General features: G+C 63.7%; 21 protein-coding genes. 16 read left to right on the top strand and 5 right to left on the bottom strand.

The genetic code is table 11. The features are described 5' to 3' along the window. Window positions 1-133: 133 nt before the first annotated feature. From trhO to LU671_RS18105, 5 genes are all read left to right on the top strand, one after another. The gene (gene trhO, locus LU671_RS18125) at window positions 134-1,066 is read left to right on the top strand and encodes an oxygen-dependent tRNA uridine(34) hydroxylase TrhO (protein WP_232856439.1); all 933 of its coding nucleotides are present in this window, start codon (window positions 134-136) and stop codon (window positions 1,064-1,066) included. Between the two features lie 3 nt (window positions 1,067-1,069). Further along, window positions 1,070-1,702 (top strand): DsbA family protein, encoded by a 633-nt coding sequence (locus LU671_RS18120; RefSeq protein ID WP_232856438.1) that lies wholly within the window; start codon window positions 1,070-1,072, stop codon window positions 1,700-1,702. Continuing rightward, window positions 1,695-3,527, top strand: a complete 1,833-nt coding sequence (locus LU671_RS18115) for an ABC transporter ATP-binding protein (RefSeq protein ID WP_232856437.1) — start codon at window positions 1,695-1,697, stop codon at window positions 3,525-3,527. Before LU671_RS18120 ends, LU671_RS18115 begins: the two co-directional genes overlap by 8 nt. 228 nt (window positions 3,528-3,755) lie before the next feature. Further along, window positions 3,756-6,212: an EAL domain-containing protein gene (locus LU671_RS18110; RefSeq protein ID WP_203647636.1), complete on the top strand. Its 2,457-nt coding sequence runs from the start codon at window positions 3,756-3,758 to the stop codon at window positions 6,210-6,212. A gap of 38 nt (window positions 6,213-6,250) precedes the next feature. Continuing rightward, on the top strand, window positions 6,251-7,036 hold the full coding sequence (locus LU671_RS18105; RefSeq protein ID WP_203647635.1) for a TenA family transcriptional regulator: 786 nt from the start codon (window positions 6,251-6,253) through the stop codon (window positions 7,034-7,036). 244 nt (window positions 7,037-7,280) lie between these two features. Here the strand turns inward: LU671_RS18105 and LU671_RS18100 are convergent, their stop codons facing one another. The 4 genes from LU671_RS18100 to LU671_RS18085 form a co-directional block, all read right to left on the bottom strand. Continuing rightward, the gene (locus LU671_RS18100; RefSeq protein ID WP_203647634.1) at window positions 7,281-8,021 is read right to left on the bottom strand and encodes a YciK family oxidoreductase; all 741 of its coding nucleotides are present in this window, start codon (window positions 8,019-8,021) and stop codon (window positions 7,281-7,283) included. Between the two features lie 139 nt (window positions 8,022-8,160). Beyond that, window positions 8,161-8,832 (bottom strand): N-acetylmuramic acid 6-phosphate phosphatase MupP, encoded by a 672-nt coding sequence (gene mupP / locus LU671_RS18095; protein WP_102684341.1) that lies wholly within the window; start codon window positions 8,830-8,832, stop codon window positions 8,161-8,163. A 2-nt stretch (window positions 8,833-8,834) separates the two neighbouring features. Then, the gene (gene ubiG / locus LU671_RS18090; protein WP_050704607.1) at window positions 8,835-9,533 is read right to left on the bottom strand and encodes a bifunctional 2-polyprenyl-6-hydroxyphenol methylase/3-demethylubiquinol 3-O-methyltransferase UbiG; all 699 of its coding nucleotides are present in this window, start codon (window positions 9,531-9,533) and stop codon (window positions 8,835-8,837) included. Window positions 9,534-9,596: 63 nt separating this feature from the next. Next, window positions 9,597-10,922: a TRZ/ATZ family hydrolase gene (locus LU671_RS18085; RefSeq protein ID WP_232856436.1), complete on the bottom strand. Its 1,326-nt coding sequence runs from the start codon at window positions 10,920-10,922 to the stop codon at window positions 9,597-9,599. Between the two features lie 111 nt (window positions 10,923-11,033). Here LU671_RS18085 and mtnA point away from each other — a divergent pair, with 111 nt between their 5' ends. The 11 genes from mtnA (at window position 11,034) to LU671_RS18030 (ending at window position 24,895) form a co-directional block, all read left to right on the top strand. After that, window positions 11,034-12,110, top strand: coding sequence for an S-methyl-5-thioribose-1-phosphate isomerase (gene mtnA / locus LU671_RS18080; protein ID WP_203647632.1), 1,077 nt, complete (start codon window positions 11,034-11,036; stop codon window positions 12,108-12,110). Between the two features lie 248 nt (window positions 12,111-12,358). Then, window positions 12,359-15,121, top strand: coding sequence for a DNA gyrase subunit A (gyrA, locus tag LU671_RS18075; protein WP_232856435.1), 2,763 nt, complete (start codon window positions 12,359-12,361; stop codon window positions 15,119-15,121). A 231-nt stretch (window positions 15,122-15,352) separates the two neighbouring features. Further along, window positions 15,353-16,438, top strand: a complete 1,086-nt coding sequence (gene serC / locus LU671_RS18070) for a 3-phosphoserine/phosphohydroxythreonine transaminase (RefSeq protein ID WP_232856434.1) — start codon at window positions 15,353-15,355, stop codon at window positions 16,436-16,438. Then, window positions 16,438-17,532, top strand: a complete 1,095-nt coding sequence (gene pheA, locus LU671_RS18065; protein WP_028690825.1) for a prephenate dehydratase — start codon at window positions 16,438-16,440, stop codon at window positions 17,530-17,532. The genes serC and pheA overlap by 1 nt, the downstream gene beginning before the upstream one ends. 128 nt (window positions 17,533-17,660) lie before the next feature. Beyond that, window positions 17,661-19,868 (top strand): bifunctional prephenate dehydrogenase/3-phosphoshikimate 1-carboxyvinyltransferase, encoded by a 2,208-nt coding sequence (locus tag LU671_RS18060; protein ID WP_232856451.1) that lies wholly within the window; start codon window positions 17,661-17,663, stop codon window positions 19,866-19,868. Then, a complete protein-coding gene (cmk, locus tag LU671_RS18055; RefSeq protein ID WP_203647628.1) occupies window positions 19,865-20,551 on the top strand; it encodes a (d)CMP kinase in 687 nt (228 codons plus the stop codon). The genes LU671_RS18060 and cmk overlap by 4 nt, the downstream gene beginning before the upstream one ends. Window positions 20,552-20,674: 123 nt before the next feature. Then, window positions 20,675-22,351 carry a 30S ribosomal protein S1 gene (gene rpsA / locus LU671_RS18050; protein ID WP_046856619.1) on the top strand — a complete coding sequence of 559 codons (1,677 nt, stop codon included), beginning with the start codon at window positions 20,675-20,677 and terminating at the stop codon, window positions 22,349-22,351. A gap of 323 nt (window positions 22,352-22,674) precedes the next feature. Beyond that, complete coding sequence (ihfB, locus tag LU671_RS18045; RefSeq protein ID WP_203647627.1) at window positions 22,675-22,971, top strand: integration host factor subunit beta; 297 nt, start codon at window positions 22,675-22,677, stop codon at window positions 22,969-22,971. 16 nt (window positions 22,972-22,987) lie between these two features. Further along, window positions 22,988-23,251, top strand: coding sequence for a lipopolysaccharide assembly protein LapA domain-containing protein (locus LU671_RS18040; RefSeq protein WP_232856450.1), 264 nt, complete (start codon window positions 22,988-22,990; stop codon window positions 23,249-23,251). A 594-nt stretch (window positions 23,252-23,845) separates the two neighbouring features. Next, window positions 23,846-24,454, top strand: coding sequence for a Wzz/FepE/Etk N-terminal domain-containing protein (locus LU671_RS18035; protein ID WP_232856433.1), 609 nt, complete (start codon window positions 23,846-23,848; stop codon window positions 24,452-24,454). 45 nt (window positions 24,455-24,499) lie between these two features. Beyond that, on the top strand, window positions 24,500-24,895 hold the full coding sequence (locus tag LU671_RS18030; RefSeq protein WP_232856432.1) for a hypothetical protein: 396 nt from the start codon (window positions 24,500-24,502) through the stop codon (window positions 24,893-24,895). Between the two features lie 168 nt (window positions 24,896-25,063). Here the strand turns inward: LU671_RS18030 and LU671_RS18025 are convergent, their stop codons facing one another. After that, window positions 25,064-25,936, bottom strand: a complete 873-nt coding sequence (locus tag LU671_RS18025) for a methionyl-tRNA formyltransferase (RefSeq protein WP_232856431.1) — start codon at window positions 25,934-25,936, stop codon at window positions 25,064-25,066. Between the last annotated feature and the right edge of the window lie 418 nt (window positions 25,937-26,354).

Below are 26,354 nucleotides of genomic sequence, written 5' to 3'. Positions count from 1 at the left end.
CCGCTCCTACAGGAGTATGCAGTTCCCTGTAGGAGCGGCCTTGTGCCGCGAAAGGGGCGCAAAGCGCCCCCATGCTTTTTATGTCAAACCCGGTCCGCCCCTTACGAGGGCAACCACCAGGAGTTTCAGATTCATGACCCAACCGATCGTCGTGGCGGCGCTGTACAAGTTCGTCACCCTGGAAGACTACGTCGAACTGCGCGAGCCGCTGCTCAAGGCCATGGCCGACAACGGCGTCAAAGGCACCCTGCTGCTGGCTAACGAAGGCATCAACGGCACGGTCTCGGCCACCCGTGAAGGCATCGACGCGCTGCTGGCCTGGCTGCGCAGCGACCCACGCCTGGTGGATGTCGACCACAAAGAGTCGTATTGCGACGAGCAGCCGTTCTACCGTACCAAGGTCAAGCTCAAGAAAGAGATCGTCACCCTCGGCGTGCCGGGCGTGGACCCGAACAAGGCGGTCGGCACCTACGTCGATCCGAAAGACTGGAACGCCTTGATCAGCGACCCGGAAGTGCTGCTGATCGACACCCGCAACGACTACGAAGTGGCCATCGGCACCTTCAAGGGCGCCATCGACCCGAAGACCGAGACCTTCCGCGAGTTTCCCGACTACATCAAGGCCAACTTCGACCCGAGCAAGCACAAGAAGGTCGCCATGTTCTGCACCGGTGGCATCCGCTGCGAGAAGGCCTCCAGCTACATGCTCGGTGAGGGCTATGAAGCCGTCTATCATCTTAAGGGCGGCATCCTGAAATACTTCGAGGAAGTAGCCCAGGAAGAAAGCCTCTGGGACGGCGACTGCTTCGTCTTCGACAACCGGGTCACCGTGCGTCACGACCTGAGCGAGGGCGAGTACGACCAGTGCCATGCCTGCCGCCACCCGATCGACGTGAAGGACCGGGAGTCGGAACACTATTCGCCAGGCGTGAGCTGCCCGCATTGCTGGGACAGCCTGAGCGAGAAGACCCGGCGCAGCGCCATCGACCGCCAGAAGCAGATCGAACTGGCCAAGGCGCGCAACCAGCCACACCCGATCGGCTACAACTGCAAAGCCGAGGCCTGATGCATGTCCGCACGCCTGCTCTATGTGATGGACCCGATGTGTTCCTGGTGCTGGGGTTTCGCCCCGGTGGCCGAGGCGCTGATCGCCCAGGCGCGTGAGGCGGGTGTCGTCACCCGCCTGGTGCCCGGTGGCCTGCGCAGCGGCGGCAGCGCCCTGGATGCCTCGACCCGCAAGTACATCCTCGAGCACTGGCAGGCGGTGCATGACGCCACCGGGCAGCCGTTCCGCTTCGACGGCGCGATGCCCGACGGCTTTGTTTACGACACCGAGCCTGCGTGCCGCGCATTGGTCGCGGCGCGTGAGCTGGACGACAAGCGGGCCTGGACGCTGCTCAAGCTGATCCAGCGCTCGTTCTACGAGCAGGGGCTGGATGTCACCCGCGCCCCGCAGCTGGTGGAGCTGGCCGAACAGGCCGGTTTCGACCGCGAGCAGTTCTCGCAGTGCTTCACCAATGCCGATACCCGCGCCGCCACCAGCGCCGACTTCGGCTGGGTACAGGACCTGGGCATTGCCGGTTTCCCCACGCTGCTGGCCGAGCGCAATGGTCAGCTGGCCCTGCTGACCAACGGCTACCAGTCGCTGGACAGCCTGCAGTCGCTGCTCGGCCGCTGGCTGCAGCAGGCCGCCTGTGCTTGACCTGCCAGGGTCGCCAGACCCTGTGCCAGGGAAGTCCCCCGCTGTGCCTGATCGCCTGAGCTGGGCGGAAATCCGCCGCCTGGCCCTGCACCACAAGAAGGCTTTGTGGACTGCCAACCTGGTAGCCGTGCTCGCCGCCCTGTGCAGTGTGCCGATCCCGTTGCTGCTGCCGCTGCTGGTGGACGAAGTGCTGCTGGGCCATGGTGACGCCGCGCTTAAGTGGATGAACAACTTCCTGCCCGCTGGCTGGCAGGTGGCCGCGGGCTATATCGGCCTGATGCTCTGCGCCACCTTGGGCCTGCGCCTGGCGGCGCTGGCGTTCAACGTGGTCCAGGCCAAGCTGTTCGCCGGCCTGGCCAAGGACATCGTCTACCGCCTGCGTATCCGCCTGATCGAGCGGCTCAAGCGCATTTCGCTCAAGGAATATGAAAGCCTGGGCAGCGGTACGGTGACCACCCACCTGGTCACCGACCTGGACACCCTCGACAAGTTCGTCGGCGAAACCCTGAGCCGCTTCCTGGTGGCGGTGCTGACGCTGACCGGCACCGCCGCCATCCTGATCTGGATGCACTGGCAGCTGGCGCTGCTGATCCTGCTGTTCAACCCGCTGGTGATCTTCTTCACCGTGCAGTTGGGCAAGCGCGTCAAGCACCTGAAGAAACTCGAGAACGACAGCACCGCGCGCTTCACCCAGGCGCTGACCGAGACCCTCGATGCGATCCAGGAAATCCGTGCCGGCAACCGCCAGGGCTATTTCCTCGGTCGCCTTGGCCTGCGTGCCCGCGAGGTGCGCGACTACGCGGTGGCCTCGCAGTGGAAGAGCGATGCCAGTGGCCGGGCCAGTGGCCTGTTGTTCCAGTTCGGCATCGACATCTTCCGTGCCGCGGCGATGCTCACCGTGTTGTTCTCCGACTTGTCGATCGGCCAGATGCTGGCGGTGTTCAGCTACCTGTGGTTCATGATCGGCCCGGTGGAGCAGTTGCTGAACCTGCAATATGCCTACTACGCCGCCGGAGGCGCGCTGAGCCGCTTGAACGAGCTGCTGGCGCGGGCCGACGAGCCGCAGTACCCCGCGGGCAGCGACCCGTTCGCCGGGCGCGAGACGGTCGGCATCGAGGTGCGCGACCTGCGCTTCGCCTACGCCGACGAGCCGGTGCTGGATCAGCTGAACCTGTCCATCGCCCCGGGCGAGAAGGTTGCCATCGTCGGCGCCAGCGGCGGTGGCAAGAGCACCCTGGTGCAACTGCTGCTGGGTTTGTACAGCGCCCAGGCCGGGACCATCCGCTTCGGCGGCTCCAGCCTGCAGGAGATCGGCCTGGAGACCCTGCGCGAGAACGTCGCGGTGGTGCTGCAGCATCCGTCGCTGTTCAACGACAGCGTGCGCGCCAACCTGACCATGGGCCGCGATTGCAGCGACGATGCCTGCTGGCAGGCGCTGCGCATCGCCCAGTTGGACGGCACCATCGCCGCGCTGCCCCAGGGCCTGGACAGCATCGTCGGGCGCTCCGGCGTGCGCCTGTCCGGCGGCCAGCGCCAGCGCCTGGCGATCGCCCGCATGGTGCTGGCCGAGCCCAAGGTGGTCATCCTCGACGAGGCCACCTCGGCGCTGGACGCCGCCACCGAGTACAACCTGCACCTGGCCCTGGCGCGCTTCCTCAGCGGCCGCACCACGCTGATCATCGCCCACCGCCTGTCGGCGGTGAAGCAGGCCGACCGCGTGCTGGTGTTCGACGGCGGCCATGTGGCCGAGGACGGCGGCCACCAGCAATTGATCGCCGAGGGCGGCCTGTACGCCAAGCTTTACGGTCACCTGCAGCAGACCTGAGCCACCTACGTCCATGTAGGAGCGGCCTCGTGCCGCGAAAGGGCCGCAGAGCGGCCCCCGGCGATCTTGTGGGGCTGCTGCGCAGCCCTTTCGCGGCACAAGGCCGCTCCTACAGGTGCTGCGCCCCTTTCCCCGTCATCAAAAACCACGCCACAGGCATGGCAAATGGCCTACGCTGTGCTTGTCTAGGTCGATTCGTGCCTTATCTGCCGCCATGACAGGGATTACATGAAGGGAAATCGGACTCTCGAAGCGCCAAGGCTGCTGGGTATCATCTGGCCCTTCGTCGCCGTTGTGGTTTTCCAGGTACTGCTGGGCAGTCTGAGCCTTTATGCATTGTCCGCCGTGCGCGCCTACGTGGCGGGCGAGAGCCTGTGGTCCAAGGCACAGAAGGACGCCATCTATTACCTCAACCTCTACGCCGACGACCGCGATCCGCTGACCTATGCCCGCTACCGCCGGGCGATCCTGGTACCCCAGGGCGATCACAACCTGCGCCTGGCCCTGGACCGACCTGAACCGGACCTGGAAGCAGCGCGCCAGGGTGTGCTGCAGGGTGGCAACCATCCCGAGGACGTCGCCCGGATCATCTGGTTCTATCGCAATTTCCGGCATATCAGCTATATGGAAACCGCCATCGATTACTGGGACATCGGTGACGATTACCTGCGTCAGCTCGACGTGCTGGCCCAGCAGATGCGCGAAGGCTTCGCCGGCGGCGTGATCGACCCGCACCAGGTGGCCAACTGGAAGGCGCGCATCGTCGCCATCAATGACGGCGTGACCCCCGCCGCCAAGGCCTTCAGCGATGCCCTGGGCGAAGGCTCGCGGATGCTGCTCAAGGTGCTGATGCTGACCAACCTGGCCACCGCGCTGTTCCTGATCGCCATGGCCTGGCGGCGTTCAAGCAAGCTGCTGGCTCAGCGCCAGGCGTTCGCCAGCGCGCTGCAGGAGGAGAAGGAGCGGGCGCAGATCACCCTGGAGTCGATCGGCGATGCGGTGATCACCGCCGATGTCGATGGTTGCATCAGCTACATGAACCCGGCCGCCGAGCAGTTGACCCACTGGCAGGCGGTCCAGGCCCAGGGCCTGCCGCTGGCGGCGCTGTTCAGTCTGTTGGACGAGAATGCCGAGGGCGACAGCCTGACGCTGGTCGAGCAGGTGCTCAGCGGCAGCCTCAAGGGCGGCGCCGAGCATGCCCGGCTGATCCAGCGCCTGGACGGCAGTACGGTGTCGGTCAACCTGGTGGGCTCGCCCATTCTTACAGAGGGGCAGGTCAGTGGCATCGTGGTGGTGCTGCACGACATGACCCAGGAGCGCCAGTACATCGCCAACCTGTCCTGGCAGGCCACTCACGACGCCCTGACCGGGCTGGCCAACCGCCGCGAGTTCGAATACCGCCTGGAGCAGGCGCTCAACGGCCTGGCCCGCCAGGCCGGGCGCCATTCGCTGATGTTCCTCGACCTCGACCAGTTCAAGCTGGTCAACGATACCTGCGGCCATGCCGCCGGCGACGAGCTGCTGCGGCATATCTGCGCGGTACTGCAGTCGGGCCTGCGCGAGGGTGACACCCTGGCGCGCCTGGGCGGCGACGAGTTCGGCGTGCTCCTGGAGAACTGCCCGCCGGAGCAGGCCGAGCGGATTGCCGAGCAGTTACGCCAGGCCGTGCAGAGCCTGCATTTCGTGTGGAAGGGGCGCCCCTTCGTGACCACGGTCAGCCTCGGCCTGGTGCACATCGCCCAGGTGCCCAGCACCCTGGAGGCGTCGTTGCGTGCGGCGGACATGGCCTGCTACATGGCCAAGGAGAAGGGCCGCAACCGGGTCCAGGTGTATCACGCCGACGACAGCGAATTGTCCATGCGCTTTGGCGAGATGGCCTGGATCCAGCGATTGCACGTGGCGCTGGAGGAAAACCGCTTCTGCCTCTACGCCCAGGAGATCGCCCCCCTGCACCCCCACGAGAGCCCCGGGCATATCGAGATTCTCCTGCGCCTGCACGACGAAAGCGGGCGCACCATCCTGCCCGACAGTTTCATCCCCGCAGCGGAGCGCTATGGCCTGATGACCGCGCTCGACCGTTGGGTGGTGCGCAGCGTGTTCCAGGTAATCCGCCAGTGCCTGGACGAAGGTCGGGAGGGGCCCTTGGCGATGTGCGCCATCAATTTATCGGGCTCGAGCATCGGCGACGACAAGTTCCTCGAGTACCTGCAACGGCTGTTCAGCGAGTTCGACATCCCGCCACGGCTGATCTGTTTTGAAATTACCGAAACCAGCGCCATCGCCAATCTGGGCAGCGCGATCCGATTCATCAATGAATTGAAAGGACTGGGCTGCAGATTCTCCCTCGACGACTTCTGCGCCGGAATGTCGTCATTCGCCTATTTGAAGCATTTGCCTGTAGACTTCCTGAAGATCGACGGAAGTTTCGTCAAAGACATGCTCGATGACCCGATCAACCGGGCGATGGTCGAAGTGATTAATCACATCGGTCACGTCATGGGCAAGCGGACCATTGCCGAGTTCGTCGAGACGCCGCTGATCGAGCAGGCTTTGCAGGAGATCGGCGTGGACTACGCCCAGGGATACCTCATCGAACGCCCGCAGGTCTTCACCTGCGACAGCCTGCAGCGCCAACGGATTGCCGCGAGGCCCCTTCTGCACCGGGCGCCGGGGACCTTTCGCTGAACAACGCCCGGAAATCACAGGGAATCAAGGAGCTGACAGTGATCGACGCGTTCGTAAGGATCGGACCATTGATGGATCCGGCCAGTTATCCGCAGTGGGCCCAACAACTGATAGAGGATTGCCGCGAAAGCAAGCGCCGGGTGGTGGAGCATGAGTTCTACCAGCGACTGCGCGATGGCCAGCTCAAGCAGTCGACCATCCGCCAGTACCTGATCGGCGGCTGGCCGGTGGTCGAGCAGTTCTCCCTCTACATGGCCCACAACCTGACCAAGACCCGCTACGCCCGACACCCCGGCGAAGACATGGCGCGTCGCTGGCTGATGCGCAACATCCGGGTCGAGCTCAACCATGCCGACTACTGGGTGCACTGGTGCCAGGCGCACGGCGTCCATCTGCATGAGCTGCAGTCCCAGGAGGTGCCGCCAGAGCTCAATGGCCTCAACGACTGGTGCTGGCGGGTGTGCGCCACGGAGTCGCTGGCCATCGCCATGGCGGCCACCAATTACGCCATCGAAGGTGCCACCGGCGAGTGGTCGGCGGTGGTCTGCGCCGAGGACACCTACGCCCAGGGTTTCCCCGAGGACACCCGCAAGCGCGCGATGAAGTGGCTGAAGATGCATGCGCAGTACGATGACGCGCACCCGTGGGAGGCGCTGGAGATCATCTGCACCCTGGCAGGCGAGAGCCCGACGCTGGGGCTGCGTACCGAGCTGCGTCGGGCGATCTGCAAGAGCTACGACTGCATGTTCCTGTTCCTGGAGCGTTGCATGCAGCTCGAAGGGCGTCAGCAGGGGCGTCTGCGCCCGGCATTGGCGGCGGGCTGAGGATAGTCGTTGGATTTGCAGGCCTATTCGCCGGCAAACCGCACACTCAATGAACTTGCACGTTCGCTGTAGGAGCGGCCTTGTGCCGCGATAGGGCTGCACAGCAGCCCCAGCTTTACTGCATCAACGCTGAAATCCTGGGGCTGCTGCGCAGCCCTATCGCGGCACAAGGCCGCTCCTACAGTTGTCGTGCAGCATATGTGGGAGCGGCGGTTCGCCGATGCGACTTGCTCCGCGATGGGTTTTACTGCGCGTTCAGCGCCTGCCCGTTCACATCCTTGCTGTCCGGCCCCATCAGGTACAGGTACACCGGCATGATGTCCTCGGGCAGCGGGTTGTTCTGCGGATTCTCGCTCGGATAGGCCTGGGCGCGCATCGCCGTGCGCGTGGCGCCCGGGTTGATGCTGTTCGAGCGCACCGGCGCCACGCCTTCCAGCTCGTCGGCCAGGGTCTGCATCAGCCCCTCGGTGGCGAACTTCGACACGCCATAGGCGCCCCAGTAGGCCCGGCCCTTGCGCCCGACGCTGCTGGAGGTGAACACCACCGAGGCGTCCTCCGACAGTTTGAGCAGCGGCAGCAGGGTGCTGGTCAGCATGAAGGTGGCGTCGACGTTGATGTGCATCACGCGCATGAAGTTGTCGCCCGACAGCTGCTCCAGCGGCGTGCGCGGGCCGATGATCGAGGCGTTGTTGAGCAGGCCGTCGAGGCGACCGAACTGCTCCTCGATCATCACCGCCAGTTCGTCGTACTGGTGGGGCAGGGCGGTTTCCAGGTTGAACGGGATCACCACTGGTTGCGGATGGCCGGCGGCCTCGATCTGGTCGTAGACCTCGTTGAGGTTGGCCTCGGTCTTGCCCAGCAGCAGCACGGTGGCGCCCAGGCCGGCGTAGGCCTTGGCGGCGGCGGCGCCGATGCCGCGGCCGGCGCCGGTGACCAGGATGATTCGGCCCTTGAGCAGGTCGGGGCGGGCGGTGTAGTCGAACATAACGGGTTCCCTGTTGATGGCATAGCTCCGTGGGAGCGGGCTTGCCCCGCGATGGCGTCAGGGCGGACACCATCATTGCCTGGGCGGGCAGCCTCGCGGGGCAAGCCCGCTCCCACGGGCGTCTATGACTGTTGGTTCTTCAGCAGCCGCACAGCGCGCTGTCGATCACCTTGCGCAGTTCCAGCGGGTGGTCCACCACCACGTCGGCGCCCCAGTTGTTGGGGTTGTCCTCTGGATGAATATAGCCGTAGCGCACCGCCGCAGTGCGGGTGCCGGCGTCGCGGCCGGACTCGATGTCGCGCAGGTCGTCGCCGACGAACAGCACGCTGGCCGGGTCCAGGTCCAGGGTCTTGCACGCCAGGATCAGCGGCTCGGGATCGGGCTTGCTGTTCTTCACGTGGTCCGGGCAGATCAGCAGGGCCGAGCGCTCGGCCAGGCCCAGGCGCTGCATGATCGGCTCGGCGAAGCGCACCGGCTTGTTGGTGACCACGCCCCACAACAGGTTGCCTTTCTCGATGTCGGCCAGCAGCTCCGGCATGCCGTCGAACAGCTTGCTGTGCACCGCGCAGTCGCGCTGGTAGCGCTCGAGGAATTCCAGGCGCAGGGCCTCGAAGCCGTCGGCCTCGGGGTCCATGGCGAAGGTCGCGGCGACCATGGCGCGGGCGCCGCCGGAGATCACCTCGCGGATGCGCGCGTCGTCGATGGCCGGCAGGCCGCGGTCGGCGAGCATCGCCTGGCAGATGGCGATGAAGTCGGGCGCTGTGTCCAGCAGGGTGCCGTCCATGTCGAAGAGTACTGCTCGCAGGCGCATGCTCATTCCTCGCGCAGGGTCTGGATCATGTAGTTGACGTCGACGTCGTTGTTCAGCTTGTAGTGCTTGGTCAGCGGGTTGTAGGTCAGGCCGATGATGTCCTTGACCTCAAGGCCCGCGGCGCGGCTCCAGGCACCCAGCTCGGAGGGGCGGATGAACTTCTTGAAGTCATGGGTGCCGCGCGGCAGCATCTTGAGGATGTACTCGGCGCCGATGATCGCCAGCAGGTAGGCCTTGGGGTTGCGGTTGATGGTCGAGAAGAACACCTGGCCGCCCGGCTTGACCATGCGGTAGCAGGCGCGGATCACCGACGAAGGATCGGGCACATGCTCGAGCATCTCCAGGCAGGTGACCACGTCGAACTGTTCAGGCATCTCCTCGGCCAGGGCCTCGGCGGTGATCTGCCGGTATTCCACCGCCACGCCGGACTCCAGCTGGTGCAGCTGGGCCACCGCCAGCGGCGCCTCGCCCATGTCGATGCCGGTCACGGTGGCGCCGCGCTGGGCCATCGCCTCGCTGAGGATGCCGCCGCCGCAGCCGACGTCCAGCACCTTCTTGCCGGCGAGGGCGACGCGCTCGTCGATCCAGTTGACCCGCAGCGGGTTGATGTCGTGCAGTGGCTTGAACTCGCTCTCGCGGTCCCACCAGCGGTGGGCCAGGGCTTCGAACTTGGCGATTTCGGCGTGGTCGACGTTGCTCATCTGAACAGTCCTCTGAAGCTTCTATGAAAGTGTCACGGGGCGCCAGCCATGGCTGGCGCCCGGTTATTCGTTGCGCCCGCCGATGCGGGCTCCCCAGGCGCGGGCATTGGCGGCCAGGGCCTGCTCGTCCATTCGCGTCAGGCGGCGGTCCAGCACCAGGGCGTGGCCGGCGACCCAGACGTCCTTCACGCAATCGCGGCCGGTGGCGTAGATCAGTTGCGAGACCGGGTCGTGCACCGGCTGCTGCGCCAGCCCCGACAGGTCGAAGGCGACCAGGTCGGCGGCCTTGCCCACTTCCAGCGAGCCGGTCGTCGCCTCCAGACCCAGCGCCCGGGCGCCGTTGAGCGTGGCCATGCGCAGCGCCCGGTGGGCGTCCAGGGCGGTGGCCGAGCCGGCGACGGCCTTGGCCAGCAGCGCGGCGGTACGGGTTTCGCCGAGCAGGTCGAGGTCGTTGTTGCTGGCGGCGCCGTCGGTGCCCACCGCCACGTTCACTCCGGCCTGCCACAGGCGCTCCACCGGACAGAAGCCGCTGGCCAGCTTGAGGTTGGATTCGGGGCAGTGGACCACGCTGGTGTTGCTTTCTACCAGCAGGGCCAGATCCTCGTCGCTGACCTGGGTCATGTGCACCGCCTGCAGGTTTGGCCCCAGCAGGCCCAGGCGGGCGAGGCGGGCCAGCGGGCGCTCGCCGTTGTCCTTGAGCGCCTGCTCGACTTCGCCGGCGGTCTCGTGGATATGCATGTGCAGCGGTGCGTCGAGCTGGTCGGCGATCACCCGGATCTTCTCCAGGTTCGCATCGCTGACCGTGTACGGCGCGTGCGGGCCGAGGGCGACGGTGATGCGCGGGTGGTGCCGCAGGTCGCCGAACAGCTCGATGGCCAGGTGCAGGCCCTCGTCCGGGGTGCGCGCGCCGGGGATCGGGAAGTCCAGCAACGGCACGGCGATCTGCGCGCGGATGCCGCTCTGGTGCACGCGGTCGCAGGCCTCGCGGGGGAAGAAGTACATGTCGGCAAAGCAGGTGATGCCGCCCTTGAGCTGCTCGGCAATGGCAAGGTCGGTGCCGTCGCGCACGAAGGCTTCATCCACCCAGCGGCCCTCGGCCGGCCAGATGTGTTCCTGCAGCCAGGTCATCAGCGGCAGGTCGTCGGCCAGGCCGCGGAACAGGACCATGGCGGCGTGGCCGTGGGCGTTGACCAGTCCGGGCGTCAGCACGCAGTCGGGCAGCTCGCGTACCTCCCGGGCCATGGGCGCCCGCTCGCGGGGGCCGAGCCAGGCGATCCGGCCGTCCAGAACGCCCAGCGCATGGCCTTCGAGCACCACGCCGGCCGGCTCCACGGGGACCAGCCAGTCCGGCACAAGCAGCAGGTCGAGGAGGGGAGTGGCGGTGGGCATGCGCGGCATATACCTGGGTCGGTTCGGCTAAACGCGCAGTATACCCGAGCGTCCGCGGCTGAGGGTCGCTATAATCGCCGGCTTTTGATGCCAGGGCGACGGGGAGAGGCGATGCGCGAGCAACTGATGGCGGCGGAGACGGTGACGGGCATCGAGTGGCGCGACGGCGTGCTGTACCTGCTCGACCAGCGCCTGCTGCCGCTGGAACAGTGCTGGCTGGCCTGCACCGAGGCGGCCGAGGTGGCCGAGGCGATCAGCGACATGGCCGTGCGCGGTGCCCCGGCGATCGGCATCTGCGCCGCCTACGGCCTGGTGCTGGCGTTGCGCCGGAGACTGGCCGAGGGCGAAGGCTGGGAGGAATCCCTCGAGGAAGACTTCATGTTGCTGGGCGAGGCGCGTCCGACCCCGGCCAACCTGTTCTGGGCGCTCAATCGCATGCGCGAACGCCTGCAGCGCCTGCGTCCCGGCGAGGACGTGCTGGCGGTGATGGAGGCCGAGGCGGTGGCCATCCACGAAAGCGATCGCGAGGCCAACCTGACCATGGCCCAGTTCGGCGTCGAGCAGATCCGCCGCCATCAGGGCAGCGAACAGGCCCTGCTCACCCACGGCAACGCCGGCGCCTTGGCCACCGGTGGCTTCGGCACCGCCCTGGGGGTGATCCGCGCCGCGACCCTGGAGGGCATGGTCGAACAGGTCTACGCCTGCGAGTCGCGGCCCTGGCTGCAGGGCTCGCGCCTGACCGCCTGGGAGCTGGCCGCCGACGGCGTGCCGGTGACCGTGGTCGCCGACGCGGCCATGGGCCACCTGATGAAGACCAAGGGCATCACCTGGGTGGTGGTCGGTGCCGACTGCATCGCCGCCAATGGCGACGTGGCGGCGAAGATCGGCACCTACCAGATGGCGGTGACCGCCATGCACCATGGCCTGCGCTTCATGGTGGTGGCGCCGAGCACCAGCATCGACCTGAACCTGGCCACCGGCGAGGACATTCCGCTGGAGACCCGTGGCGAGGAAGAGCTGCTGGAAGTGGCGGGCATCCAGGTGACGGCCGATGTCGAGGCCTACAATCCGGTGGTCGATGTCACGCCGGCGGACCTGATTGATGTGATCATTACCGAGAAGGGTGTGGTCGAGCGCCCGGATACGGCGAAAATCGCCCAGTTGATGTGTCGAAAGCGCCTCCATTGAGGCGTTTTTTCACCCGTTTGGATGGCACTGCAAGGCAACCTGCCACATCTCCCATGCGTCCCGTGTTTGTGATACCATCCGGCAGTTTCCAAGGCTGCTCTTTACGGCGGCCTTCATTGCGCAGATCCATGTCACAACTCATTGATTTGTCGTAAGTCGTCGCACCCTATATGCGCTGCGGCGGCGAGCTTCGTTCGTCCTTCGAGGGATCAGGCGAAGTTTCACCAGAAAAAGGAATCAGGCTTCTCATGGGCGAACTGGCCAAAGAAATCCTCCCGGTCAATATCGAAGACGAACTGAGACAGTCTTACCTCGACTACGCGATGAGCGTTATTGTCGGGCGAGCGCTGCCCGATGCGCGTGACGGCTTGAAGCCCGTGCATCGCCGCGTTCTGTATGCGATGAGCGAACTGGGCAACGACTGGAACAAGCCGTACAAGAAATCCGCCCGTGTGGTCGGTGACGTGATCGGTAAGTACCACCCGCACGGCGACATCGCCGTGTACGACACCATCGTGCGCATGGCCCAGCCCTTCTCGCTGCGCTACCTGCTGGTCGATGGCCAGGGCAACTTCGGTTCGGTGGACGGCGACAACGCCGCGGCCATGCGATACACCGAAGTGCGTATGTCCAAGCTGGCCCACGAGCTGCTGGCCGACCTGCACAAGGAAACCGTCGACTGGGTGCCCAACTACGACGGCACCGAGCAGATCCCGGCGGTCATGCCGACCAGGATCCCCAACCTGCTGGTCAACGGTTCCAGCGGTATCGCCGTGGGCATGGCCACCAACATCCCGCCGCACAACCTCGGCGAAGTGATCGATGGCTGCCTGGCGCTGATCGACAACTCCGACATCACGGTCGATGAGCTGATGCAGTTCATCCCGGGTCCGGACTTCCCCACCGCCGGCCAGATCAACGGTCGCCAGGGCATCATCGAGGCCTACCGCACCGGCCGTGGCCGCATCTATATGCGCGCCCGTTCCGAGATCGAGGACATCGACAAGGTCGGTGGCCGCCAGCAGATCGTCGTCACCGAGCTGCCGTACCAGCTGAACAAGGCGCGGCTGATCGAGAAGATCGCCGAGCTGGTCAAAGAGAAGAAGATCGAAGGCATCACCGAGCTGCGCGACGAGTCCGACAAGGACGGCATGCGCATCGTCATCGAGCTGCGTCGCGGCGAGGTGCCGGAGGTGGTGCTCAACAACCTCTACCAGCAGACCCAGCTGCAGAGCGTGTTCGGCATCAACATCGTCGCGCTGATCGACGGTCGCCCGCGCCTGCTGAACCTCAAGGACCTGCTCGAAGCGTTCGTTCGCCACCGTCGCGAAGTGGTCACCCGCCGCACCGTGTTCGAGCTGCGCAAGGCCCGCGAGCGTGGCCACATCCTCGAAGGCCAGGCGGTCGCGCTGTCCAACATCGACCCGGTCATCGCCCTGATCAAGGCCTCGCCGACGCCGTCCGAAGCCAAGGAAGCGCTGATCAGCACCGCTTGGGAATCCAGCGCGGTGCAGGTCATGGTCGAGCGCGCCGGCGCCGAGTCCTGCCGTCCGGAAGACCTGCCGGAGCAGTACGGCCTGCGTGAAGGCAAGTACTACCTGTCGCCGGAGCAGGCCCAGGCCATCCTCGAGCTGCGCCTGCACCGCCTGACCGGCCTGGAGCACGAGAAGCTGCTGGCCGAGTACCAGGAGATCCTCGAGCAGATCGGCGAGCTGATCCGCATCCTCAGCAGCGCCGAGCGCCTGATGGAAGTAATCCGCGAAGAACTCGAAGCGATCCGCGCCGAGTACGGCGATGTCCGCCGCACCGAGATCCTCAACGCCAGCCACGACCTCAACTACGGCGACATGATCCCGGAAGAAGAGCGCGTGGTGACCATCTCCCACGGTGGTTACGCCAAGACCCAGCCATTGTCCGCGTACCAGGCCCAACGCCGCGGCGGCAAGGGCAAGTCGGCCACCGGCGTCAAGGACGAGGACTACATCGAGCACCTGCTGGTCGCCAACAGCCACGCTACCCTGCTGCTGTTCTCCAGCAAGGGCAAGGTGTACTGGAAGAAGACCTACGAAATCCCCGAGGCCTCTCGCGCCGCACGTGGTCGTCCGCTGGTCAACCTGCTGCCGCTGGAGGAAGGTGAGCGCATCACCGCCATGCTGCAGATCGACCTGGAGGCGCTGCAGCAGCACGCAGATCCCGACGAGGAACTGGAAGACAGCGACGACAGCGTGATCGAAGGCGAGCTGGTGGAAGCCGAAGAGATCGACGAGGAAGACGGCGACACCCCTGAGTGGGCCGCCGAACCGACCGGCGCCTACATCTTCATGGCCACCGCCTCCGGCACCGTGAAGAAGACCCCGCTGGTGCAGTTCGCCCGTCCGCGCTCCAACGGCCTGATCGCCCTGAAGCTCAAGGAAGGTGACACCCTGATCGCCGCGGCCATCACCGACGGCGCCAAGGAAGTCATGATGTTCTCCGACGCCGGCAAGGTGATCCGCTTCGCCGAGAGCGTGGTCCGCGAAATGGGCCGTACCGCCCGTGGCGTGCGCGGCATGAAACTGGGCAAGGGTCAGCAGATCATCTCCATGCTGATCCCCGAGTCCGGCGCGCAGATCCTCACCGCCTCCGAGCGTGGCTTCGGCAAGCGCACCCCGCTGTCCAAGTTCCCGCGTCGCGGCCGTGGCGGCCAGGGCGTGATCGCCATGGGCACCAAGGGGCGCAACGGCTTGCTGATCGGCGCCATCCAGGTGCAGGAAGGCGAGGAGATCATGCTGATTTCCGACCAGGGCACCCTGGTGCGTACCCGGGTCGGCGAAGTGTCCAGCCTGAGCCGTAACACCCAGGGTGTTACGCTGATCAAGCTGGCCACCGACGAAACGCTGGTAGGCCTGGAGCGTGTCCAGGAGCCTTCCGAGGAAGAGCTCGACGATCTGGTCGAGACGGATGAGGAGGGCGCCCCGCTCGATGCGGCGGGCGAGGACAACGCCGGTGCCGAAGAGGCGCCTCAGGAATAACCGAAGCAACAACCCGAACGGGGCGACCAAGGTCGCCCCGTTTGACTGATAAGGGCCTGGCCCGATCCGCAGGTTGGTCGCATAACCTGTGGGAGCGGGTTTACCCGCGAAGAAGACACCGCGGTGCATGGCAAGGGCTTCGCCCTTGTTCGCGGGTAAACCCGCTCCCACAGGGTTTCCGCTGGCATCGAAGATTTACGATTTGTTCTATTTGGCAGAGCGAGAGTGGATGTGAGCAAACGAGCCTTTAACTTCTGCGCCGGCCCCGCCGCGCTTCCCGATGCTGTCCTGCAGCGTGCCCAGGCCGAAATGCTGGACTGGCGCGGCAAGGGTCTGTCGGTGATGGAAATGAGCCATCGCAGCGACGACTACGTGGCCATCGCCGAAAAGGCCGAGCAGGACCTGCGCGACCTGCTGTCCGTCCCCTCCAACTACAAGGTGCTGTTCCTGCAGGGCGGCGCCAGCCAGCAGTTCGCCGAGATTCCGCTGAACCTGCTGCCGGAGAACGGCACCGCCGACTACATCGAGACCGGCATCTGGTCGAAGAAGGCCATCGAGGAAGCGCGTCGCTTCGGCAACGTCAACGTCGCCGCCAGCGCCAAGCCCTACGACTACCTGGCCATCCCGGGCCGGAACGAGTGGCAGCTGAGCAAGAACGCGGCCTACGTCCACTATGCGTCCAACGAGACCATCGGCGGCCTGCAGTTCGACTGGGTGCCCGAGACCGGCGACGTGCCGCTGGTGGTCGACATGTCCTCCGACATCCTCTCGCGTCCGACCGACGTGTCGCAGTTCGGCATGATCTACGCCGGCGCGCAGAAGAACATCGGCCCCAGCGGCCTGGTGGTGGTGATCGTCCGTGAAGACCTGCTGGGCCACGCCCGCAGCAGCTGCCCGACCATGCTCGACTACAAGATCGCGGCCGACAACGGTTCGATGTACAACACCCCGGCCACCTATTCCTGGTACCTTTCGGGCCTGGTGTTCGAATGGCTCAAGGAGCAGGGTGGCGTCGAGGCCATGGAGCAGCGCAACCGCGCCAAGAAGGACCGCCTGTACGGCTTCATCGACGCCAGCGAGTTCTACACCAACCCGATCAGCCACAACGCCCGTTCGTGGATGAACGTGCCGTTCCGCCTGGCCGACGAGCGCCTGGACAAGGCCTTCCTGGCCGGCGCCGACGCCCGTGGCCTGCTCAATCTCAAGGGGCACCGTTCGGTCGGCGGCATGCGCGCGTCGATCTACAACGCCCTGGGCCTGGAGGCCGTCGAGGCGCTGGTGCAGTACATGGCTGAATTCGAGAAGGAGCACGGCTGATGTCCGACCAGGAACTCAAGGCCCTGCGCGTGCGCATCGACAGCCTCGACGAGAAGATCCTCGAGCTGATCAGCGAGCGCGCCCGTTGCGCCCAGGAAGTGGCCAAGGTCAAGACCGCGTCGCTGGCCGAAGGCGAGGCGCCGGTGTTCTATCGCCCCGAGCGGGAAGCCGCGGTGCTCAAGCGCGTCATGGAGCGCAACAAGGGGCCGCTGGACAACGAAGAGATGGCGCGGTTGTTCCGCGAGATCATGTCCTCGTGCCTGGCCCTGGAAGAGCCGCTGAAAGTCGCCTATCTCGGCCCGGAAGGCACCTTCACCCAGGCGGCGGCCATGAAGCACTTCGGTCACGCCGTGGTCAGCCGTCCGATGGCGGCCATCGACGAGGTGTTCCGCGAAGTGGCGGCCGGTGCCGTCAACTTCGGCGTGGTGCCGGTGGAAAACTCCACCGAGGGCGCGGTCAGCCATACGCTGGACAGCTTCCTCGAGCACGACATGGTCATCTGCGGCGAGGTGGAGCTGCGTATCCACCACCACCTGCTGGTGGGCGAGAACACCAAGACCGACAGCATCACCCGCATCTACTCCCATGCCCAGTCGCTGGCCCAGTGCCGCAAGTGGCTGGATGCCCATTACCCGAACGTCGAGCGCGTGGCTGTCTCCAGCAACGCCGAGGCGGCCAAGCGGGTCAAGGGCGAGTGGAATTCGGCGGCGATCGCCGGTGACATGGCGGCCAACCTGTACGGGCTGACCCGTCTGGCCGAGAAGATCGAGGACCGCCCGGACAACTCCACGCGCTTCCTCATGATCGGCAGCCAGGAAGTGCCGCCGACCGGTGACGACAAGACCTCGATCATCGTTTCCATGAGCAACAAGCCGGGCGCGCTGCATGAACTGCTGGTACCGTTCCACGAGAACGGCATCGACCTGACGCGCATCGAGACCCGTCCGTCGCGCAGCGGCAAGTGGACCTACGTGTTCTTCATCGACTTCGTCGGCCATCACCGCGATCCGCTGATCAAGGCGGTGCTGGAGCAGATCAGCCAGGAGGCTGTGGCGCTGAAGGTGCTGGGGTCGTATCCGAAGGCGGTGCTCTGACGTATGTTTCAAGGTTCATCGCGGGCCTCGTGGGAGCAGGCTTGTCCCGCGATGGGCTTACAGGCTGTCTTGATTTCTGAACAGGGTTCGCACTCGTGGTTGATGCTGTAACAAACAAATCCGCACCGATTGTCGGTCGCCTGGTCGTGGTCGGTCTCGGCCTGATCGGCGGCTCCTTCGCCAAGGGGCTGCGTGAAAGCGGCCTGTGCCGCGAAGTGGTCGGCGTCGATCTGGATGCCGAGTCGCGCAAGCAGGCCGTGGTGCTGGGCGTGGTCGATCGTTGCGAGGCCGACCTGGCCGCCGCCTGTGTCGGCGCCGACGTCATCCAGCTGGCGGTGCCGATCCTGGCCATGGAGAAAGTCCTGGCCCGCCTCGCCCAGCTCGACCTGGGTGACGCGGTGATCACTGACGTGGGCAGTGCCAAGGGCAATGTCGTGCGCGCCGCTCGCGAAGCGTTCGCCGAGCGCCTGCCGCGCTTCGTGCCCGGACACCCGATCGCCGGTTCCGAGCAAAGTGGCGTGGAGGCTTCCAATGCCGCGTTGTTCCGTCGCCACAAGGTGATCCTCACGCCGCTGGCGGAAACCGATCCGCAAGCGCTGCACCTGGTCGATCGCCTCTGGCGCGCGCTGGACGCCGATGTCGAGCACATGCCGGTGGAGCGCCATGACGAAGTCCTGGCCGCCACCAGTCACCTGCCGCACCTGCTGGCCTTCGGCCTGGTCGATTCGCTGGCCAAGCGCAATGAAAACCTGGAGATCTTCCGGTACGCTGCGGGGGGCTTTCGCGATTTCACGAGAATCGCCGGCAGCGACCCGATCATGTGGCACGACATCTTCCTCGCCAACCGCGAGGCGGTCCTGCGCACTCTCGATACATTTCGCAGCGACCTCGACGCCTTGCGCGACGCGGTCGATGCTGGGGACGGGCACCAATTGCTGGGCGTGTTCACCCGCGCCCGGGTTGCCCGCGAGCATTTCAGTAAAATCCTGGCCCGCCGGGCCTATGTGGACGCTATGAACGCCAACGATCTGATTTTCCTGGCCCAACCGGGTGGCCGCGTGTCCGGACGGATCCGCGTACCTGGCGACAAGTCGATTTCCCACCGCTCGATCATGCTCGGCTCGCTGGCCGAAGGCACCACCGAGGTGGAAGGTTTCCTCGAGGGCGAGGACGCCCTGGCCACCTTGCAGGCCTTCCGTGACATGGGTGTGGTCATCGAAGGCCCGCACCACGGCCGCGTGACCATCCATGGCGTTGGCCTGCACGGCCTCAAGCCGCCACCCGGGCCGCTGTACGTCGGCAACTCCGGCACCTCGATGCGCCTGCTGTCCGGCCTGCTGGCGGCGCAGTCGTTCGACACCACCATGACCGGCGACGCCTCGCTGTCCAAGCGCCCGATGAACCGCGTGGCCAATCCGCTGCGCGAAATGGGCGCGGTGGTCGAGACGGGCCCTGAAGGGCGTCCGCCGCTGACCATTCGTGGCGGGCACAAGCTCAAGGCGCTGAACTACGCTCTGCCGATGGCCAGTGCCCAGGTCAAGTCCTGCCTGCTGCTGGCTGGCCTGTACGCCGAAGGCACCACCACCGTCACCGAGCCGGCGCCGACCCGTGATCACACCGAGCGCATGCTGCGCGGCTTCGGCTACGCGGTCGAGTCGAACGGTGCGGTGGCCTCCCTGCAGTCCGGCGGCAAGCTCACCGCCACCCGCATCGAAGTGCCGGCGGACATTTCCTCCTCGGCGTTCTTCCTGGTGGCGGCGTCCATCGCCGAAGGTTCCGAGCTGGTTCTGGAGCACGTCGGCATCAACCCGACCCGCACCGGCGTGATCGACATCCTGCGCCTGATGGGCGGCGACATCACCCTGGAGAACCAGCGTGAAGTCGGCGGCGAGCCGGTAGCCGACCTGCGCGTGCGCGGCGCCAAGCTCAAGGGCATTGATATTCCCGAGCACCTGGTGCCACTGGCCATCGACGAATTCCCGGTGCTGTTCGTCGCCGCCGCCTGCGCCGAAGGGCGCACCGTGCTGCGTGGCGCCGAAGAGCTGCGGGTCAAGGAGTCGGACCGCATCCAGGTGATGGCCGACGGCCTGATCGCCCTGGGCGTGAAGTGCGAGCCGACCCCGGACGGCATCATCATCGACGGCGGCCAGATCGGCGGCGGCGAAGTGCATGGACACGGCGATCACCGCATCGCCATGGCCTTCAGCATCGCCTCGCTGCGCGCCAGCGCGCCGATCGTGATTCATGACTGCGCCAACGTCGCCACGTCGTTCCCCAACTTCCTGGCGCTGTGCAAGGAAGTCGGCATCCGCGTCGCCGAAGAGGGCAAGTCGTGAATTCCCAAGCACCGGTCATCACCATCGACGGGCCGAGCGGCTCGGGCAAGGGTACCGTGGCGGGCCTGCTGGCCCGCGAGCTGGGCTGGAAGCTGCTGGACTCCGGCGCGCTTTACCGCCTGCTGGCGTTCAACGCCAGCAACCATGGTGTCGACCTGACCAACGAAGAGCTGCTCAAGGCCCTGGCCGCCCATCTGGATGTGCAGTTCATCGCCGCCGAGCCGGGCAAGCTGCAGCAGATCATTCTCGAGGGCGAGGATGTCAGCCACGTCATCCGTACCGAGACCGTCGGCGCCGGCGCCTCGATGGTCGCCTCGCTGCCGGCCGTGCGCGAAGCGCTGCTGCAGCGCCAGCGCGCCTTCCGCGAGGCCCCGGGGTTGATCGCCGACGGTCGCGACATGGGTACCGTGGTGTTCCCCGACGCGCCGCTCAAGGTGTTCCTCACCGCCAGTGCCGAGGAGCGTGCCCGTCGCCGTTACCTGCAGTTGAAGGGCAAGGGTGAAGATGTTAGTCTGTCAAGTCTGCTAGATGAGATCCGTGCGCGCGATGAGCGTGACACCCAGCGCGCAGTGGCCCCGCTCAAGCCGGCGGCCGATGCCATTCAGCTGGATTCCACGGAGTTGTCCATCGAGCAGGTGCTGCAACGCATCAGAAGCGAGCTCGCCCTGCGCGACCTGGCCTGATGGAGAGGAGAGCGGGCAGGGGCACCAGTCAACGTCCTGCCAGCGCTTCTTAACTTAACGAAACCCACATTGTCTGGAATGTGGCTATGGGCGTCTTTTTCGCCCGAATCTACAGGAATTAAAATGAGCGAAAGCTTTGCAGAACTCTTTGAAGAAAGCCTGAAAACCCTCAATCTTCAGCCGGGTGCAATCATCACCGGTATCGTTGTCGACATCGACGGCGACTGGGTTACCGTACACGCTGGCCTGAAGTCCGAGGGTGTCATCCCGCTCGAGCAGTTCTACAACGAAACTGGCGAACTGACCATCAAGGTCGGTGACGAAGTTCACGTTGCGCTGGACGCGGTCGAAGACGGCTTCGGCGAAACCAAGCTGTCCCGTGAGAAAGCCAAGCGCGCCGAGTGCTGGATTGTTCTGGAAGCTGCTTTCGCTGCTGAAGAAGTGGTCAAGGGCGTTATCAACGGTAAGGTTAAAGGCGGCTTCACTGTCGACGTTAACGGCATCCGTGCGTTCCTGCCGGGCTCCCTGGTTGATGTCCGCCCAGTGCGCGACACCACCCACCTCGAAGGCAAAGAGCTGGAATTCAAGGTCATCAAGCTGGACCAGAAGCGCAACAACGTTGTCGTTTCCCGTCGCAGCGTCCTGGAAGCCGAAAACAGCGCCGAGCGCGAAGCTCTGCTGGAATCGCTGCAGGAAGGCCAGCAGGTCAAAGGTATCGTCAAGAACCTCACCGACTACGGTGCGTTCGTCGACCTGGGCGGCGTCGATGGTCTGCTGCACATCACCGACATGGCCTGGAAGCGTATCAAGCACCCGTCGGAGATCGTCAACGTTGGTGACGAGATCGACGTCAAGGTCCTGAAGTACGATCGCGAGCGCAACCGCGTTTCGCTGGGTCTGAAGCAACTGGGCGAAGACCCATGGGTTGCTATCAAAGCCCGTTACCCAGAGAGCACCCGCGTGACTGCTCGCGTCACCAACCTGACCGACTACGGCTGCTTCGCTGAGCTGGAAGAAGGCGTTGAAGGTCTGGTGCACGTTTCCGAAATGGACTGGACCAACAAGAACATCCACCCGTCGAAAGTCGTTCAGGTTGGCGACGAAGTGGAAGTCATGGTTCTGGACATCGACGAAGAGCGTCGTCGTATCTCCCTGGGTATCAAGCAGTGCAAATCGAACCCATGGGAAGACTTCTCCGGCCAGTTCAACAAGGGTGACAAGATCACCGGTACCATCAAGTCGATCACCGACTTCGGTATCTTCATCGGCCTGGACGGCGGCATCGACGGTCTGGTTCACCTGTCCGACATCTCCTGGAACGAAGCTGGCGAAGAAGCCGTGCGTCGCTTCAAGAAGGGCGACGAGCTGGAAACCGTCATCCTGTCGGTTGACCCAGAGCGCGAGCGCATCTCCCTGGGCATCAAGCAGCTGGAAGACGATCCGTTCTCCAACTTCGTTGCTGTCAACGACAAGGGCGCTATCGTCAAGGGTATCGTCAAGGAAGTTGACGCCAAGGGCGCTATCGTGACCCTGGCCGACGACATCGAAGCTACTCTGAAAGCTTCCGAAATCAGCCGTGACCGCGTTGAAGACGCCCGTAACGTGCTGAAGGAAGGCGAAGAGATCGAAGCCAAGATCATCAGCGTCGACCGCAAGTCCCGCGTTATCAGCCTGTCCATCAAATCGAAGGACGACGCTGAAGAGCGCGAAGCCATCCAGAGCCTGAAAAACGCTCCGGAAGCGGCTGCCGATACCACCATGGCTGCGCTGCTGCGCGAAGCAATGGCCAAGCAGAACTGAGTTCTGTTTGATCGGTAAAAAGGGCGACCCTCGGGTCGCCCTTTTTTGTGCCTGCGATTTGCCTGGTCGAGCAGAAGCAGATTGTTCCTACAGGGTTTGTAGATGTTTCTGGGCTCGTGAGCGGTGTACGAGCAGTAGGCTTTACCGCTCGCCGGCAAAGTCGCGCCGCAGTGCGCTCGCGTTCGTGTAGGGTGGGGATCGCCTGTGCTGCGGCTTATCTTGAATTTTTTTGTTTAGTCAAGAACCACCCTGTTCAAATCCGCCGGGGCGTGCTACAAACTGATTAAGCAATGATCTAGCTGCTTGATAACGAAGGGAAAAATATGACGAAGTCGGAGCTGATCGAACGTATTGTCACCCATCAGGGGCTGCTCTCGTCCAAGGACGTCGAGCTGGCCATCAAGACCATGCTCGAGCAGATGTCGCAGTGCCTGGCGACCGGGGATCGTATCGAGATCCGTGGCTTTGGCAGCTTTTCCCTGCACTACCGCGCACCGCGGGTAGGGCGCAATCCGAAGACCGGCCAGTCGGTCAGCCTCGAAGGCAAGTATGTGCCGCATTTCAAGCCCGGCAAGGAGCTGCGTGATCGGGTCAATGAAGATGAGCATGAGCACCCTTGAATGGAGGAACGGCCTGATGCGTAATCTAAAGCGCGCCCTGGTGGTGCTGTTCGTGCTGCTATTGGCGGCTGTCGTATTGTTCTTTGTGCTGGAGAACCAGCAGTCCGTATCCTTGGTGCTTTTTGGCTGGTCGGCGCCGTCCGTGCCGGTGGCAGTGTTGGTGTTGGTGGCATTGGTTATTGGTTTGGCCGTGGGGCCGATGCTGGGTGCCTATGGTGTGGCGCGAGGGCGGCGCCAGCTTCGCGAACGTGGCCGGAAAGGCGTGCGTACTGAAGCTTGAAGATATTTCCTACAAGTTACTAAGAGTTTTCCGTATTTGAATGCAGCTTGAGAAGTGAGGTAATTCCTCGCTTGTCAATTTGCCTGTTGAAGGATTCGGAAGAATGGATGTCTTGGTGAACCCTCCTCATTGCCCCGCTCAAGGCCTGCCAGCAGTGCCTTTGGGGTTCTCATGGCGCGCTCGGCCATATTGCGATGCTACCTGCCATCTGTTCCTGATGGTCTACTCTTTACAATGAGTTACCAGTCTGACCACTATTGGCAAGGGCAAGGCTTTGGGCTGTTTATCGTCCATGGACGGTGTTGCCTGACGAGTGCGTGAAGGGCATTTCCAGCTACGCCCGTGTCCAGGTGGGTGCCAAGGTTAGGCTGTTCATTGCGTTCAAAGTGTCACGCCCGCGTCCTATGATGTTGATGGGCTGCGGGGCGTTGGTCGGGTGGTCGGAACTAATTGCGGCTTGCTTTCTCTATAGAAGGCTGCTGGTTGTGGAAGTGTATCGATAATCCAGATTGCCAAACACCAGCCAGGTGAATCTGGATTTCTACTGTGCAGTGACTCATGCAATGCAGACGGACCCAAGGAAAAATAGAATAAATGCGCAATGAACGTGAGCGCCTGAGTGGTGATGAGATTGATCTGTTTGAGCTGACCGAGGCATTGTGGGGGCAAAAGCTGTTGATTGGTCTTGTGACCGGACTTGTAGCAGCAGGCGCCTTGCTATATGCCTACTTGGCGGAACCTGTATACGAAGTCAAGGTTTTTGTGCAGCCACCCACCTCGAATGATATCGCCCAGTTGAACTATGGGCGGGGTGGGGGTTCTGGCCTGGTCATGTTGACCGTCAAGGATGTTTTTGACGTTTACCTGCGCAACTTGCAGTCGGAGTCATTGCGACGCAAGTTCTTCCGTGAAACCTACTTGCCAGCCTTGCCTGAGGCTCGTCGCCGCGGCTCCCAGGATGAGCAATATGATCGCTATCTGTCGGCGGTCTCCTTGGGGCAGGTATCCAGGGAAGGGGCGGACAGGCATTTCATCAAGGTCGAGGCCTCGGATCCGAAGCGGGCTGTCGATTGGGCGGCTCGCTACGTCGAAATGGCCGGGCGGCTGGGGGAAGATGAAATTGTCGAAAATGTAATGACCGACGCCAAGGTCAAGGCGAAGAATCTCGAGCAGGAGATAAACATCGCGCGGGAAGGTGCGTGAAAGCTGCGCGAGGATCAGCTTGTCCAGCTTACCGAGGCGCTCAGAGTGGCTCGAACGATCGGCTTGGAAAGGCCGCCAATTATTGCGAACAACCTCTCTGGCGAAGTCTCCGCAGGTATGGAGGGATCGCTCATCTACATGCGCGGTAGCAAGGCGTTGGAGGCTGAGATCGACAATTTGCGCAATCGTACCTCTGATGATCCGTTCGTGCGCAATCTTCGCGAGCGTCAGGAATCGTTGGCGTTCTACCAGTCCTTGCAGGTCGCTGGGGAGGCTGTGAAGGTCTACCGGCAGGATGGGGCTGTTGATTTGCCGGATGAGCCGGTAAGACCCAACAGGAAGATCATTGGTATTCTCGGCTTGGTCGCGGGTGGCGTGCTCGGGATTGGTATGGCGGTGCTGCGTGTCCTGTTCATCCGCAGGCGAGCCTTGCACAATTAACGAGCGTCTTTCGTGGCCCGAATGCTCGGGCGGTACGCATGTTGTGCTACGAAGAGCGCCAGGTGGAACTGGTTTCTTCGTAGCACCTTTCTAAGTGCCGGTGTGTGGAGGCGAAAAGAGCGCCATGGATCTGGGCTGCTCTTTTCCGGAGGTGCCTGGTGCGGTGTTTCAGCTGAAACGTGAGCGGAATCGGGCGAGGGGGAGCAGGTCCTCGGACGTGTTGTCGTCGCGGCACTTCAGTACTTTCAGCAGGCCTGTTCCGCAGACGATCACCGGCAGCCCATCCTCGATGAAAATGACTTTTCCGATGTCGCGGTTTTCGATCGTGACGTCTTCTACTTCTTCTGCCGCCAGAATGCGCGCGGGAGTACCGTTGATTCGGCAGAACGCGCCGCGGTACGGGGTGCTGAGTGCATCAATCGTGCGGCGGATGGTTGAAGCGGGCAGTGACCAATCGATCTGATAGTCGTCATCGTCGCGCCAGAGGCTGTAGGTGGCCAGGCTGTGATCTTGTGCACTTGCCGTCGGCTTGTTACCGCTGGCAAGTGTCGAGAGTACGGCCATCCCGCATTCCAGATAACAGGCGTTAATGGCGGTAATTGCTTCTGCTATGGTGATGGGGTATTGGAGTGTAGTTGACGCCTGTTGGATGATATCGCCGCGGTCATACTCGCTGGCACCAAAGAGTGCCGTCACGCCGACTTCTTTCTCTCCGTTGATCAGTGCATTTACCAAGGGGGCAAACCCACGATAGCGTGGTAGCAGCGAATCATGGAAGACAATCAGCTTGTCGGTGGGGTGCTTGATCAGCCAGCGCCATGAAATGGCGATGACATATTCGCTTGTTACCTGGCTGTGGTCTTTCTTGAAAATGAACTCGACGCCGGCGGCTTTGCATGTTTCTGCAATCTGTTCCGAGTAGTCATTTGCCACGGCGCTGTCTTGGCCGATGACAACTAGCGATATTATATCCTTGAATTTCGAGGTGGCCTGTTCGGTGAAGGCAAGGCCCTTCTCGGTCATTGCAAAAATTGTAAGCATTGTGATTCTCGGTGCGGATGGGGTGTTGGGTGCCCTGAGATTGCTCGCCTGTGCGGCTGCGTCGCTGTGCTCATGTGACGGACTCGGTGCCGGGCGCGATACCTGCCTGGGAAGGGTAGCTTTGATTTCTCGACGCCCGCAAGCCCTGTGGCCTCCATTGTTGGGGTGGCTGAAGGGCGAATGCTGCCCGCCGGCGTTGGGCTGGGGTCGCTGTCTGGAGTAGTATTCACAGGGAAAGGTAGGGTGTCCGGAGGGCGTTTCTTGAGGTCCTGCTGGCGAGGTGCATCGGTGATTGGCTCTTGAATTATTGCAGGAAATTGGCAGAATCACCGAGGTTAAAAGCTCTTTCGCATGGGAAAAATCTGAACAATCCGACGTGACCGCCTATGCGGCGTTGAAGTAATGTTCCGTTCAATCG

The sequence above is a fragment of the Pseudomonas sp. NMI760_13 genome, assembly GCF_021283245.1.
Taxonomy (GTDB): Bacteria; Pseudomonadota; Gammaproteobacteria; order Pseudomonadales; family Pseudomonadaceae; genus Aquipseudomonas; species Aquipseudomonas peradeniyensis.
The sequence above is the reverse complement of the archived record's forward strand: the minus strand, read 5'-3'. Positions and strand labels throughout refer to the sequence as shown.